The 15,526-nt window shown below is 75.3% G+C and carries 16 protein-coding genes; 10 read left to right on the top strand and 6 right to left on the bottom strand.

All coding sequences use genetic code 11. From position 1 onward, the window contains the following. Positions 1-171: 171 nt before the first annotated feature. Positions 172-612, bottom strand: coding sequence for a MarR family winged helix-turn-helix transcriptional regulator (locus tag ACI79X_RS15970; protein ID WP_457026399.1), 441 nt, complete (start codon positions 610-612; stop codon positions 172-174). 48 nt (positions 613-660) lie between these two features. On the opposite strand from ACI79X_RS15970, the gene ACI79X_RS15965 reads away from it, so the two are divergent. Further along, positions 661-1,170: a hypothetical protein gene (locus tag ACI79X_RS15965; RefSeq protein ID WP_457026398.1), complete on the top strand. Its 510-nt coding sequence runs from the start codon at positions 661-663 to the stop codon at positions 1,168-1,170. A gap of 79 nt (positions 1,171-1,249) precedes the next feature. Here the strand turns inward: ACI79X_RS15965 and ACI79X_RS15960 are convergent, their stop codons facing one another. Beyond that, positions 1,250-1,549 carry a WhiB family transcriptional regulator gene (locus ACI79X_RS15960; RefSeq protein ID WP_457026397.1) on the bottom strand — a complete coding sequence of 100 codons (300 nt, stop codon included), beginning with the start codon at positions 1,547-1,549 and terminating at the stop codon, positions 1,250-1,252. 244 nt (positions 1,550-1,793) lie between these two features. Between ACI79X_RS15960 and ACI79X_RS15955 the strand changes: the two genes are divergently transcribed. Further along, a complete protein-coding gene (locus tag ACI79X_RS15955; RefSeq protein ID WP_457026396.1) occupies positions 1,794-2,531 on the top strand; it encodes a response regulator transcription factor in 738 nt (245 codons plus the stop codon). Between the two features lie 156 nt (positions 2,532-2,687). After that, the gene (locus ACI79X_RS15950) at positions 2,688-2,858 is read left to right on the top strand and encodes a DUF1059 domain-containing protein (protein ID WP_457026395.1); all 171 of its coding nucleotides are present in this window, start codon (positions 2,688-2,690) and stop codon (positions 2,856-2,858) included. 2 nt (positions 2,859-2,860) lie between these two features. On the opposite strand, the gene ACI79X_RS15945 is transcribed toward ACI79X_RS15950, so the two are convergent. Continuing rightward, positions 2,861-3,256: a DUF5319 family protein gene (locus ACI79X_RS15945; protein ID WP_073421430.1), complete on the bottom strand. Its 396-nt coding sequence runs from the start codon at positions 3,254-3,256 to the stop codon at positions 2,861-2,863. 203 nt (positions 3,257-3,459) lie between these two features. Between ACI79X_RS15945 and guaB the strand changes: the two genes are divergently transcribed. The 4 genes from guaB (at position 3,460) to ACI79X_RS15925 (ending at position 10,642) form a co-directional block, all read left to right on the top strand. Further along, entirely contained in the window at positions 3,460-4,977 is a 1,518-nt protein-coding gene (gene guaB / locus ACI79X_RS15940; protein WP_457026394.1) for an IMP dehydrogenase, read from the top strand. Between the two features lie 2 nt (positions 4,978-4,979). Next, on the top strand, positions 4,980-6,116 hold the full coding sequence (locus ACI79X_RS15935) for a GuaB3 family IMP dehydrogenase-related protein (protein ID WP_457026393.1): 1,137 nt from the start codon (positions 4,980-4,982) through the stop codon (positions 6,114-6,116). Further along, positions 6,116-7,678 (top strand): glutamine-hydrolyzing GMP synthase, encoded by a 1,563-nt coding sequence (gene guaA, locus ACI79X_RS15930; protein WP_457026392.1) that lies wholly within the window; start codon positions 6,116-6,118, stop codon positions 7,676-7,678. Before ACI79X_RS15935 ends, guaA begins: the two co-directional genes overlap by 1 nt. 162 nt (positions 7,679-7,840) lie before the next feature. Beyond that, positions 7,841-10,642: a PA14 domain-containing protein gene (locus ACI79X_RS15925; RefSeq protein WP_457026391.1), complete on the top strand. Its 2,802-nt coding sequence runs from the start codon at positions 7,841-7,843 to the stop codon at positions 10,640-10,642. Positions 10,643-10,655: 13 nt separating this feature from the next. Here the strand turns inward: ACI79X_RS15925 and ACI79X_RS15920 are convergent, their stop codons facing one another. Beyond that, positions 10,656-11,345, bottom strand: coding sequence for a helix-turn-helix transcriptional regulator (locus ACI79X_RS15920; protein ID WP_457026390.1), 690 nt, complete (start codon positions 11,343-11,345; stop codon positions 10,656-10,658). 63 nt (positions 11,346-11,408) lie between these two features. Here ACI79X_RS15920 and ACI79X_RS15915 point away from each other — a divergent pair, with 63 nt between their 5' ends. Beyond that, positions 11,409-12,008 carry a dienelactone hydrolase family protein gene (locus tag ACI79X_RS15915; protein WP_457026389.1) on the top strand — a complete coding sequence of 200 codons (600 nt, stop codon included), beginning with the start codon at positions 11,409-11,411 and terminating at the stop codon, positions 12,006-12,008. Between the two features lie 63 nt (positions 12,009-12,071). Here the strand turns inward: ACI79X_RS15915 and ACI79X_RS15910 are convergent, their stop codons facing one another. After that, the gene (locus ACI79X_RS15910) at positions 12,072-12,374 is read right to left on the bottom strand and encodes a hypothetical protein (protein WP_457026388.1); all 303 of its coding nucleotides are present in this window, start codon (positions 12,372-12,374) and stop codon (positions 12,072-12,074) included. Then, positions 12,367-13,257 carry a PspC domain-containing protein gene (locus tag ACI79X_RS15905; RefSeq protein ID WP_457026387.1) on the bottom strand — a complete coding sequence of 297 codons (891 nt, stop codon included), beginning with the start codon at positions 13,255-13,257 and terminating at the stop codon, positions 12,367-12,369. Before ACI79X_RS15905 ends, ACI79X_RS15910 begins: the two co-directional genes overlap by 8 nt. Positions 13,258-13,381: 124 nt before the next feature. On the opposite strand from ACI79X_RS15905, the gene ACI79X_RS15900 reads away from it, so the two are divergent. Together ACI79X_RS15900 and ACI79X_RS15895 are read left to right on the top strand one after the other, a co-directional pair. Beyond that, complete coding sequence (locus tag ACI79X_RS15900; RefSeq protein WP_457026386.1) at positions 13,382-14,701, top strand: ATP-binding protein; 1,320 nt, start codon at positions 13,382-13,384, stop codon at positions 14,699-14,701. Next, positions 14,698-15,354, top strand: a complete 657-nt coding sequence (locus ACI79X_RS15895) for a response regulator (protein ID WP_457026385.1) — start codon at positions 14,698-14,700, stop codon at positions 15,352-15,354. The genes ACI79X_RS15900 and ACI79X_RS15895 overlap by 4 nt, the downstream gene beginning before the upstream one ends. The last annotated feature ends 172 nt before the right edge of the window (positions 15,355-15,526 follow it).

Raw genomic sequence — 15,526 nt, 5'->3', positions numbered from 1 at the left:
ACCACCCAGCCGCGCGGCCGGCCCCCCCCCCCCCCCCCCCCCCCCCCCCCCCCCCCCCCCCCCCCCCCCCCCCGGGGGGGCGGCCCCCCCCCCCGCGGCGGTGAGCCAGGACGTTCCCGCACACCGCGAGAGGGCCGGTCCAGCACCTGCTGGACCGGCCCTCTCGTCGTCTCAGGGCCCGTCGAGCGCGGCGACCAGGCGCCGGAGGACCGCCCGGCAGGCCAGCAGCTCCTCGGCGGAGGTGCCCGCCGCGGCCAGGACGCGCGCCCGGTCGGCGTCCCCGCGCTCGACCAGCGCCGCCAGCGCCGCCCGTCCCGCCTCCGTGAGCTCCAGCAGGGGGGCGGTGCGGTGGTCGGGGTTGGGAGCGCGGGCGGCCAGGCCGTCGGTGACGAGGTCGTCGGCCACCCGCTGCACCGACTGCCGGGCGAGGCCCAGCCGGCGCGCCACGGTGGCCACCGTCGACGGCGCCCCGGACAGGACGCTGAGCACGTGCCACCGCGCGGTGGTCTGCCCGGCCGTCGCGGCGATCGCCTCGCTGGTGCGCCGGGACGTGCCGGCGAGCTCGTAGACGTCGGCGACGAGCAGGCGGTAGGCAGCCTGGACGTCGGTCATGGTGACAGCCTACTGTCGTCCTGACAGGAACCTGACGAGGAGGGCGCCGTGCTGCACGAGGTCCTGCACTCACCGGAGCCCCACGGCGAGGACGCGCTCGCGCTGTTCGGCCGGCTGACGGGGAGCTGGCGGCTGTCCTGGCGCGGCCTCGGACCCGACGGGCGCTGGGCGACCGCCGAGGGGGAGCTGCACGTCGGCCGCGTGCTCGGCGGCCGGGCGGTGCAGGACGTCTGGGTGGTGCCCGGCCCGGGGCGGCCCGGCGCCGGGATCCCGCCGCGGGCGTTCCACGGGACGACGGTCCGCTTCCCCGACCCGCACGTCCCCGGGACGTGGCGCTCCACCTGGATGGACCCGGTCAACGGTCGCGTGCGGCGGTTCACCGGCCGCCCCACCGGCGACGGCGGCGTCCTCCTGCTCAGCGACGACGAGGACCCGTGGCTGCGCTGGCGGTTCTCCGACGTCCGGCCCCGCTCGTTCACCTGGTCGGCCGAGACGTCCTCCGACCGGGGTGTCACCTGGGTGCACGACGAGCTGATGACCGCCGAGCGGACGGGCTGAGCCGGACGCGACCCGACCCGCACACAGCGGGAGGGCCGGTCCAGCGTCTGCTGGACCGGCCCTCCCGTCGTCTGTGCGGCTAGACGCCCGCGGCGACCGCGGCCGGCTCGGCGGCGATCAGCCGGGCCCGCTCCTCCTCGCTCATGCCGCCCCACACGCCGTAGGGCTCGCGGACGCTGAGCGCGTGCTTGAGGCACGCCTCCACAACCGGGCACTGGGCGCAGACGGCCTTGGCGGCGGCCTGGCGGCGGGCCCGCGCGGGGCCGCGCTCGCCGTCCGGGTGGAAGAACAGGGCCGTGCTCTCTCCACGGCAGGCGCCGTGCAGCTGCCAGTCCCAGACCTCGGCCACGGGCGTCGGCAGTCGGCGGATGTCGGCCATGTCGGTCCTCCTCGGCTCGGTGCGAGCCGGAGGGGGCGGTCCGGCTGCTGGGGTGCCGGTGCCCGAGGGTCCCCGGGGTCAAACACACCGGGATCGGACATTTTCCCGGCTCCCGTCTCCCCCCGCAGGGTGAGCACGGGTGTTCCCCGTCCCGACCGGCGGTCAAGGTGACTGCAGGCCGTGCCGTTCCCCGGGTCGAGTGACCCGGGCGCCCCGCCCGGCCGGGGGAGACGAGGAGCAGCGAGTGATCGACGACAGGATGCGTGGGCCCGGGCACGGTGCCACGACCGTGTGGGTGTACGACGAGCGCCGCCGCGTGCGGGACGACGTCGCCGCCCGCCTGGTGGCCCTCCCGTTCGTGGGCCGCGTCGAGGTCGTCGGTGACGCGGTCGCGCTGATGCAGCGGCTGGCGACCCGGCAGCCCGACGTGCTGCTGGTCGGCACGCAGCGCGCCGTGGACACCGGCCTGAGCGTGGCGACGACGGTGCTGCGCAGCCACCCGGGTGTGCCGGTGCTGGTGCTCGGCGCCCCTGACGACGCCGAGACCGTCCGCGGCGCGGTCGCCGTCGGCGCGCGGGGCTACCTGCGCTGGGACGCGAGCGCGCTGGAGATGGGCCTGGGCCTGTCCCGTGTGGGCCTGCGCCCCGAGGGTCCGCGCCCGCCGCAGCAGGTCAGCGCCTCCGTGCCGCTGGCCTCCGTCGGCGGCCCGGTGCCCGCGTGGGCCACGCCGCTCAACGGCGCCGGCCCGCGCGCGGTGAGCACGCCGGTCCGCGAGGCCACGCCGGCGGTGACGCTGTCCATGCGCGAGATGCAGGTCCTCACCGGCATGAGCCAGGGCAAGAGCAACGCCCAGATCGGGCGCGAGCTCTACCTCTCCGAGGACACGATCAAGACCCACGCCCGCCGGCTGTTCCGCAAGCTGGGCGCCAAGGACCGGGCCGAGGCCGTCGCGACGGGCTTCCGCCGCGGGATGATGTCCTGACCTGACGAACGCACGCCGAGGGCCCTCTCCGGATCACCGGAGAGGGCCCTCGGCGCGTTCTCGTCCCGGCGCGCGGAACGCGGCGGTACCCCTGGCCCGCGCGGCCGGCCGGGAGCACGCTGGCCGTGCACGGGGCCGCCGCCGGAGGGGGCGACGATGAAGGAGCTGCGCTGCCGCGACGCCGGGTTCGACTGCGAGGCGGTCGTCCGGGCCGAGTCGGTCGAGGAGCTGATGGCCCGGGTCGGGCCGCACGCCCGGGAGGCGCACCGGGTGGAGGTCACCCCCGAGCTGGCCGGGCGCCTCGCGACCCTCGTCCGGGACGTCTGAGCTCAGTCGTCGCGGGCGTGGCGGCCGGTGCTGCCGCCCCCGGGCTCCTCGCGCTCGGCCATCGCGGCCACCCCGTCGGCGTAGCCGCTGGCGTAGTCCCAGCTGACGTAGTCGTCGGGGTCGGGGTCGAACGGCGGCTCGTGCCGGCCGGTCTGCCCCTCCTCGAGCAGCTGGCGCAGGTTGGCCTGCATCAGCGCCCAGTCGACGTGGTGTTCCTCGTCGCAGTCGGGGCAGTCGACGACGATGCCCTTGATGCCGGTGGGCTCGAGCAGGGTGCGGAACACCTCGAGCTCGGCGAGGTCGTCGAGGACGCCGGCGCGCTCCTCCATGGTGAGCGGCGGCGGGTCCGACGGCGTGGAGCCTGAGTCGGGGCCCGGCAGGTCGTCGAAGGGACCCACGGTGCCTCCTCCCTCGTGCGGCGCGGTCGCTCTCTGGTGCGGGCGCGCGGGCGCACGTCCGGGGGACCACGGTAGCCGCCTCCGCCCGCGGTTCCCACGCGTGCGCGGAGGCCGTCCCGGCTCCCGCGGCGTCCCGCCTACGATCGGGGGTGGTTCCCGCGCGCCCGGCCGGGGGCGAACCGACGGAGAGGGTGGCGGCGATCATGCAGCCCGATGACCGGATCCCCGAGCTGCCGGCGAAGTTCGCTCCGCTCGGCCTCACCTACGACGACGTCCTGCTCATCCCCGGTGAGTCCGACGTCGTCCCTGCGGAGGTCGACACCAGCAGCCGGCTGACCCGCGGCATCCGGCTGGCCGTGCCGCTGGTCTCCAGCGCCATGGACACCGTGACCGAGGCCCGCATGGCGATCGCCATGGCCCGCGTCGGCGGCGTCGGCATCCTGCACCGCAACCTCGCCGCCGAGGAGCAGGCCGGCCAGGTCGACCTGGTCAAGCGCTCCGAGGCCGGCATGGTCACCAACCCGGTCACCTGCTCGCCGGACAACACCCTCGCCGAGGTCGACGCGCTGTCGGGCCGCTACCGCATCTCCGGCGCCCCCGTCGTCGACGCCGAGGGTGTCCTGGTCGGCATCGTCACCAACCGCGACATGCGCTTCGAGACCGACCAGCACCGGCTCGTCCGCGACGTCATGACGCCGATGCCGCTGGTCACCGCCCCGGTCGGGGTCGACGCCGACACCGCGCTGCGGCTGCTGTCCCAGCACAAGATCGAGAAGCTGCCGATCGTCGACGACGCCGGCCGGCTGCGCGGGCTCATCACCGTCAAGGACTTCGTCAAGCGCGACCAGTACCCGAACGCCACCAAGGACGCCGACGGCCGCCTCGTCGTGGGCGCCGCGCTCGGCGTCGGCGAGGACGCCTACAAGCGGGCCGGCCTGCTGGTCGACGCCGGGGTCGACGTGATCGTCGTCGACACCGCGCACGGCCACCAGCGCGCCGTGCTCGACATGGTCGCCCGGGTGCGGGAGGACTTCGGCGGCGACGGTGGCGTGCAGGTGGTCGGCGGCAACGTGGCCACCCGCGCCGGCGCGCAGGCGCTGGTCGACGCCGGCGCGGACGCCGTCAAGGTCGGCGTCGGCCCGGGCTCGATCTGCACCACCCGCGTGGTCGCCGGGGTCGGCGTCCCGCAGATCACCGCCGTCTACGAGGCGAGCCTGGCGTGCAAGCCGGCCGGCGTCCCGGTCATCGCCGACGGCGGCCTGCAGTACTCCGGCGACATCGCCAAGGCGCTGGTCGCGGGCGCGGACACCGTGATGATCGGCGGGCTGTTCGCCGGCGTCGAGGAGGCGCCGGGCGAGCTCGTGTTCATGAACGGCAAGCAGTTCAAGACCTACCGCGGCATGGGCTCGCTGGGCGCGATGCAGAAGCGCGGCAACCAGTCCTTCAGCCGCGACCGCTACTTCGCCGACGACGTCCTCTCCGACGACAAGCTCGTCCCCGAGGGCATCGAGGGCCAGGTGCCCTACCGCGGCCTGCTCGCCACCGTCGCCCACCAACTCGTCGGTGGCCTGCGGGCGTCGATGGGCTACGCGGGCGCGGCCACCGTCGCCGACCTGCAGGAGCGCGGCCAGCTCACCCGCATCACCGCGGCGGGCCTGACCGAGAGCCACCCGCACGACATCCAGATGACCGTCGAGGCCCCGAACTACCGGGGGCGCTGACCATGCCCAGCCGCGACACCGTCGAGATCGGTCTGAACCGCTTCGCCCGGCGGGGCTACGACCTCGACGAGGTCTCCATCGTCCCGTCCCGCCGCACCCGCGACGTCGACGACGTCTCCACCGCCTGGCAGATCGACGCCTTCCGCTTCGAGATCCCGTTGGTCACCAGCCCGAGCGACGCCGTGGTCAGCCCCGCCACGGCGATCGCCGTCGGGCAGGCCGGCGGCCTCGGCGTGCTCAACGCCGAGGGGCTGTGGACCCGCTACGACGACCCGCTGCCGGTCTACCGCCAGCTGCGCGACGCCGCGGCCGAGGCGCCGCCGCCGGTCTCGCTGCTGCAGCAGGTCTACGCCGAGCCGGTGAAGCCCGATCTGATCAGCGCCCGTATCAAGGAGATGCGCGACGCCGGGGTGACGACGGCGGTGCGCGTCTCGCCCCAGCACACCGAGCTGCTCGCCCCGGCCGTGCTCGCCGCCGGGGTCGACCTGCTGGTCATCCAGGGCACGATCGTCTCCGCCGAGCACGTGACCAAGACCGGGTCCGCGCTGAACCTCAAGGAGTTCATCGCCGACCTCGACGTGCCGGTGATCGTGGGCGGCGCCGCGAACTACCAGACGGCGCTGCACCTCATGCGCACCGGCGCGGCGGGCGTGATCGTGGGCGTCGGCGCCGACAGCTTCTCCACCGGCGACGCGGTCATGGGCGTGCGCGTGCCGCTGGCCAGCGCGATCGCCGACGCCGCCGCGGCCCGCCGCGACTACCTCGACGAGACCGGCGGCCGGTACGTGCACGTGATCGCCAACGGCCGGATCGAGACCAGCGGCGCGATCGCGCGGGCGCTGGCCTGCGGTGCCGACGCCGTCCAGGTCGGCGAGCCGCTGCGCGCGGCGAAGGAGGCCCCGGCCGGCGGCGTGTGGTGGGACTCGGTGGCCGCGCACCCGCGGCTGCCCCGCGGCGGGACGTCGGCGCCGATCCCGGCGGCGGGCTCGCTGGAGCAGGTGCTGCTCGGGCCGGCCGAGACCTCCGACGGCCGCACCAACCTCTTCGGCGCGCTGCGCCGCACGATGGCCAAGACCGGCTACCGCGACCTCAAGGAGTTCCAGCGGGTGGACCTCGTGATCGGCGGTCGACCCGACTGATGGACTTCCCGACCGTCCTCGTCGTCGACTTCGGCGCCCAGTACGCCCAGCTCATCGCCCGCCGGATCCGCGAGGCCGGCGTCTACTCCGAGATCGTCCCGTCGTCGGTGTCCGCGGCGGAGATCCTGGAGCGGCGGCCGGCGGCGATCGTGCTCTCCGGCGGCCCCTCCAGCGTCTACGCCGAGGGGGCGCCGCAGGTCGACCCGGCGCTCTTCGAGGGCGGCGTGCCCGCCTTCGGCATCTGCTACGGCTTCCAGGCGATGGCCCAGTCGCTCGGCGGCACGGTCGCGCACACCGGCGACCGCGAGTACGGCGGCACCCCGCTGACCGTCACCACGCAGGGCCGGCTGTTCGGCGACCTGCCGGTGGAGCAGTCGGTGTGGATGAGCCACGGCGACGCCGTCAGCACGCCGCCGCCCGGCTTCACCGTCACCGCCACCTCCACCGGCGCGCCGGTGGCCGCATTCGAGGACGTCGACCGGCGGCTGGCCGGCGTGCAGTTCCACCCCGAGGTGCGGCACACCGCGCACGGGCAGACGGTGCTCGAGCACTTCCTGTTCGACATCGCCGGGCTCGAGCGCAGCTGGACGATGAGCAACGTCGTCGACGAGCAGGTCGAGCGCATCCGCGAGCAGATCGGCGACCGGCGGGCGCTGTGCGCGCTGTCCGGCGGCGTCGACTCCGCCGTCGCCGCCGCGCTGGTGCAGCGGGCCATCGGCGACCGGCTCACCTGCGTCTACGTCGACCACGGGCTCATGCGGCAGGGCGAGACCGAGCAGATCGAGCGCGACTTCGCCGAGGTCACCGGCGCCGATCTGCGGGTGGTCGACGCGAGCGATCAGTTCCTCACCGCGCTGGCCGGCGTCAGCGACCCGGAGCAGAAGCGGAAGATCATCGGCCGCGAGTTCATCCGGGTGTTCGAGCAGGCGGCCACCGACGTCGTCGCCGACGCCCAGGCGCACGGCGAGACCGTCGACTTCCTGGTGCAGGGGACGCTCTACCCCGACGTCGTGGAGTCCGGCGGCGGCACCGGCACGGCCAACATCAAGAGCCACCACAACGTCGGCGGGCTGCCCGAGGACCTGCAGTTCACCCTCGTCGAGCCGCTGCGGACCCTGTTCAAGGACGAGGTGCGCGAGGTGGGCCGGCAGCTCGGCCTGCCCGACCGGCTCGTGCAGCGCCAGCCGTTCCCCGGTCCGGGCCTGGGCATCCGCATCGTCGGCGAGGTCACCCGCGACCGGCTCGACGTGCTGCGGCGGGCCGACGCGATCGCCCGCGAGGAGCTCAGCGCGGCGAAGCTGGACTCCGAGATCTGGCAGTGCCCGGTGGTGCTGCTGGCCGACGTCCGCTCGGTCGGCGTCCAGGGCGACGGGCGCACCTACGGGCACCCGGTGGTGCTGCGCCCGGTGTCCAGCGAGGACGCGATGACGGCGGACTGGACCCGGCTGCCCTACGACGTGCTCGCCCGGATCTCCACGCGGATCACCAACGAGGTGCCCGAGGTCAACCGCGTCGTCCTCGACGTGACGAGCAAGCCGCCGGGCACCATCGAGTGGGAGTGACGCTCACCCGGGCCCGGAGAGCAGGGTCACCTTCCGTGACGCCGCGCTGTGTGACGTAGACCACAGCCTGCCCGGGCGGCAGGGGGTCTCCTCCTGTGGGAGGCCGGATCTAGCGTCGCGTCCCCTCGGCCACGGCAGGCCGGGCGGACACGGGGGGTGACCATGGCCTGCTCGGCTGGGTACCTGCGACGCACCGTCCACGCCGCCGCGGTGGCGGCTGCCGCTCTCCTGCTCGTCGCCTCCGCGTGCCTGGCCGTCGTCGTGACGTCGGCCGCGCCGGCCGCCGCGGCGCCGCAGGCCGGCTTCACCGACACCACCGCGTTCAGCGGCCTGGTCAACCCGACGGCGGTGCGGTTCGCGCCCGACGGCCGGGTGTTCGTCGCCGAGAAGCGCGGCACGATCCAGATGTACGACGGGCTCGGGGACACGACGGCCACCCAGGTCGCCGACCTGCGCACCGAGGTGCACAACTTCTGGGACCGCGGGCTGCTCGGCCTGGCCGTCGACCCCGGCTTCCCGACCCGGCCGTACCTGTACGCCCTGTACGCCTTCGACGGGCCGGTCGGCGGCTCTGCCCCCCGCTGGGGGACGGCGGGCGCCGACAGCGACCCGTGTCCCAACCCGCCCGGCGCCACGAGCGACGGCTGCGTGGTGAGCGGGAAGCTGGTCAAGCTGACGCTCACCGGCACGACGACGACCAAGCAGGACCTGGTGCACGACTGGTGCCAGCAGTACCCGAGCCACAGCACCGGCGACCTGGTCTTCGGTCGGGACGGCGCGCTGTACGCCTCCGCCGGCGACGGCGCCAGCTTCGACTTCGCCGACTTCGGTCAGGACGGCAACCCCGTCAACCCCTGCGGTGACCCGCCCGGTGGCGTCGGCGGTGCCATGGTCCCGCCGACCGCGCAGGGTGGCGCGCTGCGCTCGCAGGACCTGCGCACGGCCGGCGACCCGGTCACCCTCGACGGCACCGTCATCCGTGTCTCCCCGGACACCGGGGCCGCGCTGCCGGACAACCCCAACGCCTCCTCGGCGGACGCGAACGCCCGGCGCATCGTGGCGTACGGCCTCCGCAACCCCTTCCGCATGACGCAGCGCCCCGGCACCGACGAGCTGTGGATCGGCGACGTCGGGTGGGGCGCCTACGAGGAGATCGACCGCCTGGCGTCCCCGACCGGCGGCGTCACCAACTTCGGCTGGCCCTGCTACGAGGGGAACGACCGGCAGGCCGCCTACGACGGGTTGGACCTGTCGGTGTGCGAGGACCTGTACGCACAGGGCGCCTCCGCCGTCACCGCGCCGTACTACCCGTACCGGCACGGCCAGCCGCTCAACGCCAACGACAACTGCAACGTCACCCGCGGCTCGTCGACCTCCGGCGTCTCGTTCCAGTTCTACGCGGGTGGCGCCTACCCGGCCGAGTACGACGGCGCCCTGTTCTTCTCGGACTACTCGCGCAACTGCATCTGGGTGATGACCAAGGGGACCGACGGGCTGCCCGACCGGCTCAAGGCCCGTCCCTTCGTCACCGACGCGGCCGGCCCGGTCGACCTCGAGCTCTCGCCGCAGGGCGAGCTCTTCTACGCCGACCTCAACGGGGGGACCATCCGCCGGGTCGTCCACGACGGGACCACCCCGACCCCGACGTCGTGCCCGGCCGGGCAGTACCTCGCCGAGTACTTCCCGAACCGGACGCTCACCGGGACACCCGCGGTCACCGTCTGCGAGGCGGCGCCCCTGTCGCACGACTGGGGTGCCGGCGCTCCGGCCGGCGTCGGGCCCGACAACTTCTCCGCCCGCTGGACCGGCACGTTCGACTTCCCGGCCGGGGACACCACGTTCACCGCCGTGAGCGACGACGGGATCCGGGTGGCGGTCGACGGCACCACGGTCATCGACGAGTGGCGCGACCAGTCGGCCACCACCTTCACCGGCGTCCGGTCGCTGACCGCGGGCGCCCACCAGGTCCGCGTCGAGTGGTTCGAGACCGGTGGGAACGCGGTCGCGAGGCTCGGCTGGAGCACCTCGGCGCCCACCGGCGACCCCGTTCCGCAGATCACCACCCCGGCCGCCGGTACCACCTGGCAGGTCGGCGAGACGATCTCCTTCTCCGGATCGGCCACCGACGCCGCCGGGCAGCCGTTGCCGCCGGGTGCGCTGAGCTGGGAGATGGTCCTCAGGCACTGTCCCGACGCCTGCCACGACCACCCGCTGCAGTCCTGGACGGGGGTGTCGGGTGCCTCCATCGCCGCGCCCGACCACGAGTACCCGGCCCACCTCTCCCTCCGGCTGACCGCCCGGGACGCCTCCGGACGGACGGCCACCGTGACCCGTGACCTGCAGCCGCGCACCGTGCAGGTCACCGTCGCCACGCAGCCGGCCGGCCTGCAGGCGACGCTCGGGACCAGGACCGCCGCGACGCCCTTCACGGCCACGCTCATCGTGGGCGCCACGACGAGCCTGTCCGCTCCGTCCCCGCAGACGTCGGCGGGTGGGCTGCAGGAGTTCGTCTCGTGGTCCGACGGAGGGGCGCAGACCCACCAGGTGACCGCCGGGTCGACCGCGGTCACCCACACCGCGACCTTCCGGTCCACGTGCCCGGCCGCGCAGTACCGGGCGCAGTACTTCTCCAACCGCAACCTGTCGGGCAGTCCCGTGTCGACCGCCTGCGAGGCGGCGCCGCTGGACCGGAACTGGGGGAGCGGCGGTCCGCCGGGAGTCGGGCAGAACAACTTCTCGGCCCGCTGGTCCGGCGTCTTCTCCTTCCCCGCCGGTGCCCACACCTTCACCGCGAGCGCCGACGAGGGGATCCGGGTCTTCGTGGACGGCCGGCTGAGGATCGACCGCTGGGCGACCGGCGGCACGGGCTCGGCGACGGTGACCCTCACCGAGGGGACGCACGAGGTGCGGGTCGAGTACTTCGAGAAGACCGGCCAGGCCTCCGCGCGGGTGGTGTGGACCTGATCCGGTGCGTCCCTCAGCCCGGCCGCACGCTCCGCGCGTCGGGCGGGGGAGTGCCGTAGACGGCCGGGTCCCGCTCCGGCGCCGGCTCGGTGGTGAGGGCGGCCGCCTCGATCCGGTCCCACCGGAACCAGCGCGGGGCGTCCCGCTCCCGGCACCAGCCGACCAGGTACCAGCGGCCGCCGGTGCGGGCGAGCAGGTGCGGTTCCACCCGCCGCCGGGACGTCGTCCCCGTCCGGTCCCGGTAGGTGAGGGCGACGACGCGGCGGCGGGCCAGCGCCTCCTCGACCACCGGCGCCGGGTCGGGCCGCCCGGCGCCGGACCGCACCCACACCCGCGCGCCCAGCCGCTCGGCCTCCGCCCGCGCCGCCGGGCCCAGGACGTCGAGCACCTTCTCCAGCGCCGCCCGGCCGTCGGCGGCGAACGGCGCGTCCCGCGCCCCGGCCAGCGCCACCGCGACGGCGACCGCCTGTGCCGGCGTCAGGTTCACCGGCGGCAGCGTGGCCGCGGCGTCGAGCACGTAGCCGCCGCCCGGCCCCGACGAGGCCCAGATCGGCACCCCGGCCTGCTGCAGCGCGTCGACGTCGCGCTTGACCGTGCGGGTGGACACCTCCAGCCAGGCCGCCAGCCGCGCGGCGGTGCGCCCGCGCGGACCTGCCCGGCGCAGCTCCTCGGTCAGTGCGTGCAACCGGTCGGTGCGGTTCACGCCGGGATCCTGGCAGGAGTCGGTGACAGGACGGTGTCACCGACCGTGCGGGACGGTCGTCGCATGGCAGCGATCGCGCTCTTCTCCTCCGTCCTCGGCGTCCGGCAGGGCGTCACCGACGCGGCCGGCCGGTTCCGCGCCGCCGGGCACGACGTCCTCGTCGTCGACCAGTACGACGGGCGGGTCTTCGACGACTACGGCGAGGCCGGCGCGTTCGTCGAGGAGGTCGGTTTCCCGGCGCTGATGGCCCGGGCGGAGGAGGCGGTGCGCGATCTGCCGGACGGCTTCGTGGCCGCCGGGTTCTCCAACGGCGCCGGGATGGCCGAGCACGTGGCCACCCGGCGGCGCTGCGGCGGCGTCCTGCTGTTCTCCGGCGCCCTGCCGATGGCGGTGCTCGGGGCCGCCGGCTGGCCCGCCGGCCTCCCGGCCCAGCTGCACCGGGCCACCGGGGACCCGCTCGCGTCGCCGGAGTGGGACGCCGCGTTCGCCGCCGACGTCGCGGCGGCCGGTGCGGAGCTCGAGGTGTTCGCCTACGACACGGCGGGCCACCTGTTCACCGACGCGGGACTGCCGGCCGAGTACGACCCGGCCGCCACCGAGCTGCTGTTCGGGCGGGCGCTGGAGTTCGTCGCGCGCGGGACCGCCCGACCCCACGTCCCCTGACACGCCGGAGGGCCCGGGGAGCGCCAGCTCCCCGGGCCCTCGTGGCCGCCCTCCCCGTGCCGGTCAGCGCCTGCGGCGCGCCTTCCGCAACTCGCTCACCAGGAGCACGACTCCCGCGCCGACCAGCAGCAGCCACAGCAGGCCGCCGTCGGCGAGGAACTCCAGCGGCAGGGTCACCCCGGCCAGGAAGGTCAGCGCCAGGAGGACGAAGGCGACGCCGGGCACCAGGGCCACCAGGTCGGGACGGCGCCGGCGCGGCGGCTCCTCGACGGGCAGCAGGCTCGCCGTGTGGTGCTGCCAGTCCTCGGCCAGCGCGCGCTCCTGCCAGCCGGTCGGGGTGGTCGGGAACTCGCTGTAGTCAGGCACGGGACACCTCCACGTTGCCGACACCGTGCTCGATGGTCAGACGGAACTCGGGACGGTTGTCGCTCTCGTCGTCGTCCTCGGCGGGGAAGTAGCCGTCGCCGCTCTGGCCGAAGACGTCCACGTCGCCGATCCCCTGGTCGAGGACCACCCGGACGTCGGCGTCCTCGGGCACCGTGACCTCGAGGTCACCGGCGCCGTGGTCGATGGCGATGTCGACGGTCCGCGTGATGTCGTCGACGTCGATCTCCGACAGGTCGAGCTCGAGGTTGCCGGCGCCGAGCCGGTACTCCGGCTGGATCCCGGCGACGCTCGTCGGCCGGTACTCGCGGTCGCCGACGCCGCCGCGCGGGCCCTCGCCGTCGTTCCACGCCGACACCGACGAGGTGAACAGCAGCGCGAGCGTGAGCACCGAGCCGAGCGCGATGAGCCCGCCGCGCGGCGCCCGGTTGCGGACGAAGGCCGACGCCACCAGGCCCAGCCCCACCACGAGCAGCGCCCCGGCGAGGAAGCCCCGCGGGCCCGGGTCGAGGGGCGTGTAGCGGGTGACCAGCACCATCAGGCCGACGACGATGAGCAGCCCGGCGACGGTGATCCCGGCGACGGGGGAACGCGGCCCCGGCGGGGCGGCGGGTGCGCCGTCGGTCTGCTTCGGGCCGGCCGGCATGAGCAGCCACAGCAGCAGGTAGATCGCGATGCCGGTGCCGCCGGCGAGGGTGAGGGCGACGAAGCCGACCCGCCACAGCAGCGGGTCGACGCCGCTGTACTGGGCGAGCCCGCCGGCGACACCGCCGACGTACTTGTCGGTGCGGCTGCGCCGGAGGGCGGGCCGGACCGGTGGTGGTTCGACGAGGGGAGCGGGGGGAGGAGGGGATGCGGCGGTCATGGCACAGAGCGTGCCGACCGGCGCGCTCTCCCGGCATCGGGGAAGGCCCCCATCCGACCCTGGTCCTGCCCGTCCGGGGCCTTCCCGGTACCGGGAGCGGCCCGCACGGTGCGACGATCGGACCGTGACGAGGACCGTGCCGACCTCCGTGGGCGGGCTCCCGGTCGGTGTGCAGCCACCGGCCGGTGTGCCGGCCCCCGCCGCCGTGGTGCCGCAGGCCGCCGTGCCGTCCGGGGGCGTCGCACCGGCGCAGCCCGCGGCAGCGCCGCTGCTGACGGTGTCGCCGGCGGCGCCCGGGCAGCCCGAGCGGCCGCCGCTGGTCCGGCCGCGGTCGGGCCGCATGCTCGCCGGCGTCGCCGCCGGCACCGCGGCGCACCTGCGCGCCGACCCGCTCGTGGTGCGCGCGCTGTTCGTGGCGCTGGCGATGACCGGCATCGGCGTCGTCGCCTACGTCCTGCTGTGGTTCTTCGTGCCGCTCGGCGAGGTGGACCCGGCGCAGGCCGCGCAGCCCAGCCGCCGGCAGACCGTGGGGCTGGCGTTCGTCGCCCTCGGCGCGCTGGTGCTCGTCACCAACCTCGCCACCTGGGGGGACAACGACCTCATCGCGCCGCTGCTGCTGGTCGGCGGCGGCCTGGCGGTCATCTGGCGGCAGCTGGACACCGACCGCACGCTGACCCGGCCCGGCGTCCGCTGGGTGCTCGCCGGTGGCGCCGCGCTCGCCGCGCTCGGCCTGGTCCTGCTGCTGGCCACCACCGGCCAGCTGGCCAACGCGCGCAACGGCTTCGTCGCGACGGTGGTCATCCTCGCCGGCATCCTGCTGGCCACCGCCCCGTTCTGGCGGCGGCTGCTGGACTCCCGCGAGGACGAGCGCACCGCCCGCATCCGCTCGGAGGAGCGGGCCGCCGTCGCCGCGCACCTGCACGACTCGGTCCTGCAGACCCTCGCGCTCATCCAGCGGCACGCCGACGACCAGCAGGCCGTCGCCCGGCTGGCCCGCAGCCAGGAGCGGGAGCTGCGCACCTGGCTGTACGAGCCGCGGACGGCGGCCGGCGGCACCTGGGCGGCGCTGGTCTCGGAGATGATCACCGAGGTGGAGGGCGACCACGCCCTCACCGTCGACCCCGTCGTCGTGGGCGACGCGCCGGTCGACGACGCCCTCGCCGCCCTCGGGGCCGCCACCCGCGAGGCGCTGGTCAACGCGGCCAAGCACTCCGGCGTGACCTCCGCCGACCTCTACACCGAGGTCACCGCGGCGCAGGTGTCGGTGTTCGTGCGCGATCGCGGCGCCGGCTTCGACCCGGACGCCGTCCCCGTCGACCGGCGCGGGCTGCGCGACTCGGTCACCGGCCGGCTGACCCGGCTGGGCGGGACGGCGACGGTCCGCTCCGCGCCGGGCGAGGGCACCGAGATCGAGCTCGTGCTGCCGCGCGAGGCGGCCGCGTGACCACCCGCGTGTTCCTCGTCGACGACCACGCGATGGTCCGGGCCGGCGTCCGGCACGAGCTCGGCGACTCGGTCACGGTCGTGGGCGAGGCCGCCGACGCCGACTCCGCGATCGCCGGCATCCGCGCCGCCGCGCCCGACGTCGTGCTGCTCGACGTGCACCTGCCCGGGGGCGGTGGGCGCGCGGTGCTCGAGGCGCTGCGCGCCGAGCTGCCGGAGGTGCGCTGGCTGGCGCTGTCGGTGTCCGACGCCGCCGAGGACGTCATCGCGGTCATCCGCGCGGGCGCCCGCGGCTACGTCACGAAGACCATCTCCGGGCCGGAGCTCGTCGCGGCCGTGCAGCGGGTGGCGGAGGGCGACGTCGTCTTCAGCCCCCGGCTGGCCGGGTTCGTGCTCGACGCCTTCGCCGCCAGCTCGCCGTCGGCCCCGCAGCCGGAGGACCCGGCGACCGACCCCGGCCTCGACCTGCTCAGCGCCCGCGAGCGCGAGGTCATGCAGCTGCTCGCGCGCGGCTACACCTACCGGGAGATCGGCTCGCGGCTGTTCATCTCGGTGAAGACGGTGGAGTCGCACGCGTCGAACGTGCTGCGCAAGCTGCAGCTGTCCAACCGCAACGAGCTGACCCGCTGGGCCGCCACCAACCGCCTCCTCTGAGCCGGACGGTGTCCTCCCGGACACGGACGGTCACGTCCCGCCGGTGTGTGTGCCCTGGGTCACATCGGATCCTGGGCGTTCCCTGTACGTCCCCTGGAGGCGGGGCCATCCTCACCCGATCGGGGGACCGGTACGCGCCCGCCGGCCACCACGCCGGCGGGCCCGACGAGGG

It is taken from the genome of Geodermatophilus sp. SYSU D01119 (genome assembly GCF_054049975.1).
This window is presented reverse-complemented; position numbering and strand designations above follow the sequence as displayed.

Bases quoted from the DNA above. Each gene is read 5' to 3' on its own strand.
- ACI79X_RS15950 (WP_457026395.1), top strand. From the start codon at position 2,688: ATGAAGGAGCTGCGCTGCCGCGACGCCGGGTTCGACTGCGAGGCGGTC.
- ACI79X_RS15960 (WP_457026397.1), bottom strand. From the start codon at position 1,549: ATGGCCGACATCCGCCGACTGCCGACGCCCGTGGCCGAGGTCTGGGAC.
- guaA (WP_457026392.1), top strand. From the start codon at position 6,116: ATGGACTTCCCGACCGTCCTCGTCGTCGACTTCGGCGCCCAGTACGCC.
- ACI79X_RS15905 (WP_457026387.1), bottom strand. From the start codon at position 13,257: ATGACCGCCGCATCCCCTCCTCCCCCCGCTCCCCTCGTCGAACCACCA.
- ACI79X_RS15915 (WP_457026389.1), top strand. From the start codon at position 11,409: ATGGCAGCGATCGCGCTCTTCTCCTCCGTCCTCGGCGTCCGGCAGGGC.
- ACI79X_RS15970 (WP_457026399.1), bottom strand. From the start codon at position 612: ATGACCGACGTCCAGGCTGCCTACCGCCTGCTCGTCGCCGACGTCTAC.
- guaB (WP_457026394.1), top strand. From the start codon at position 3,460: ATGCAGCCCGATGACCGGATCCCCGAGCTGCCGGCGAAGTTCGCTCCG.
- ACI79X_RS15925 (WP_457026391.1), top strand. From the start codon at position 7,841: ATGGCCTGCTCGGCTGGGTACCTGCGACGCACCGTCCACGCCGCCGCG.
- ACI79X_RS15935 (WP_457026393.1), top strand. From the start codon at position 4,980: ATGCCCAGCCGCGACACCGTCGAGATCGGTCTGAACCGCTTCGCCCGG.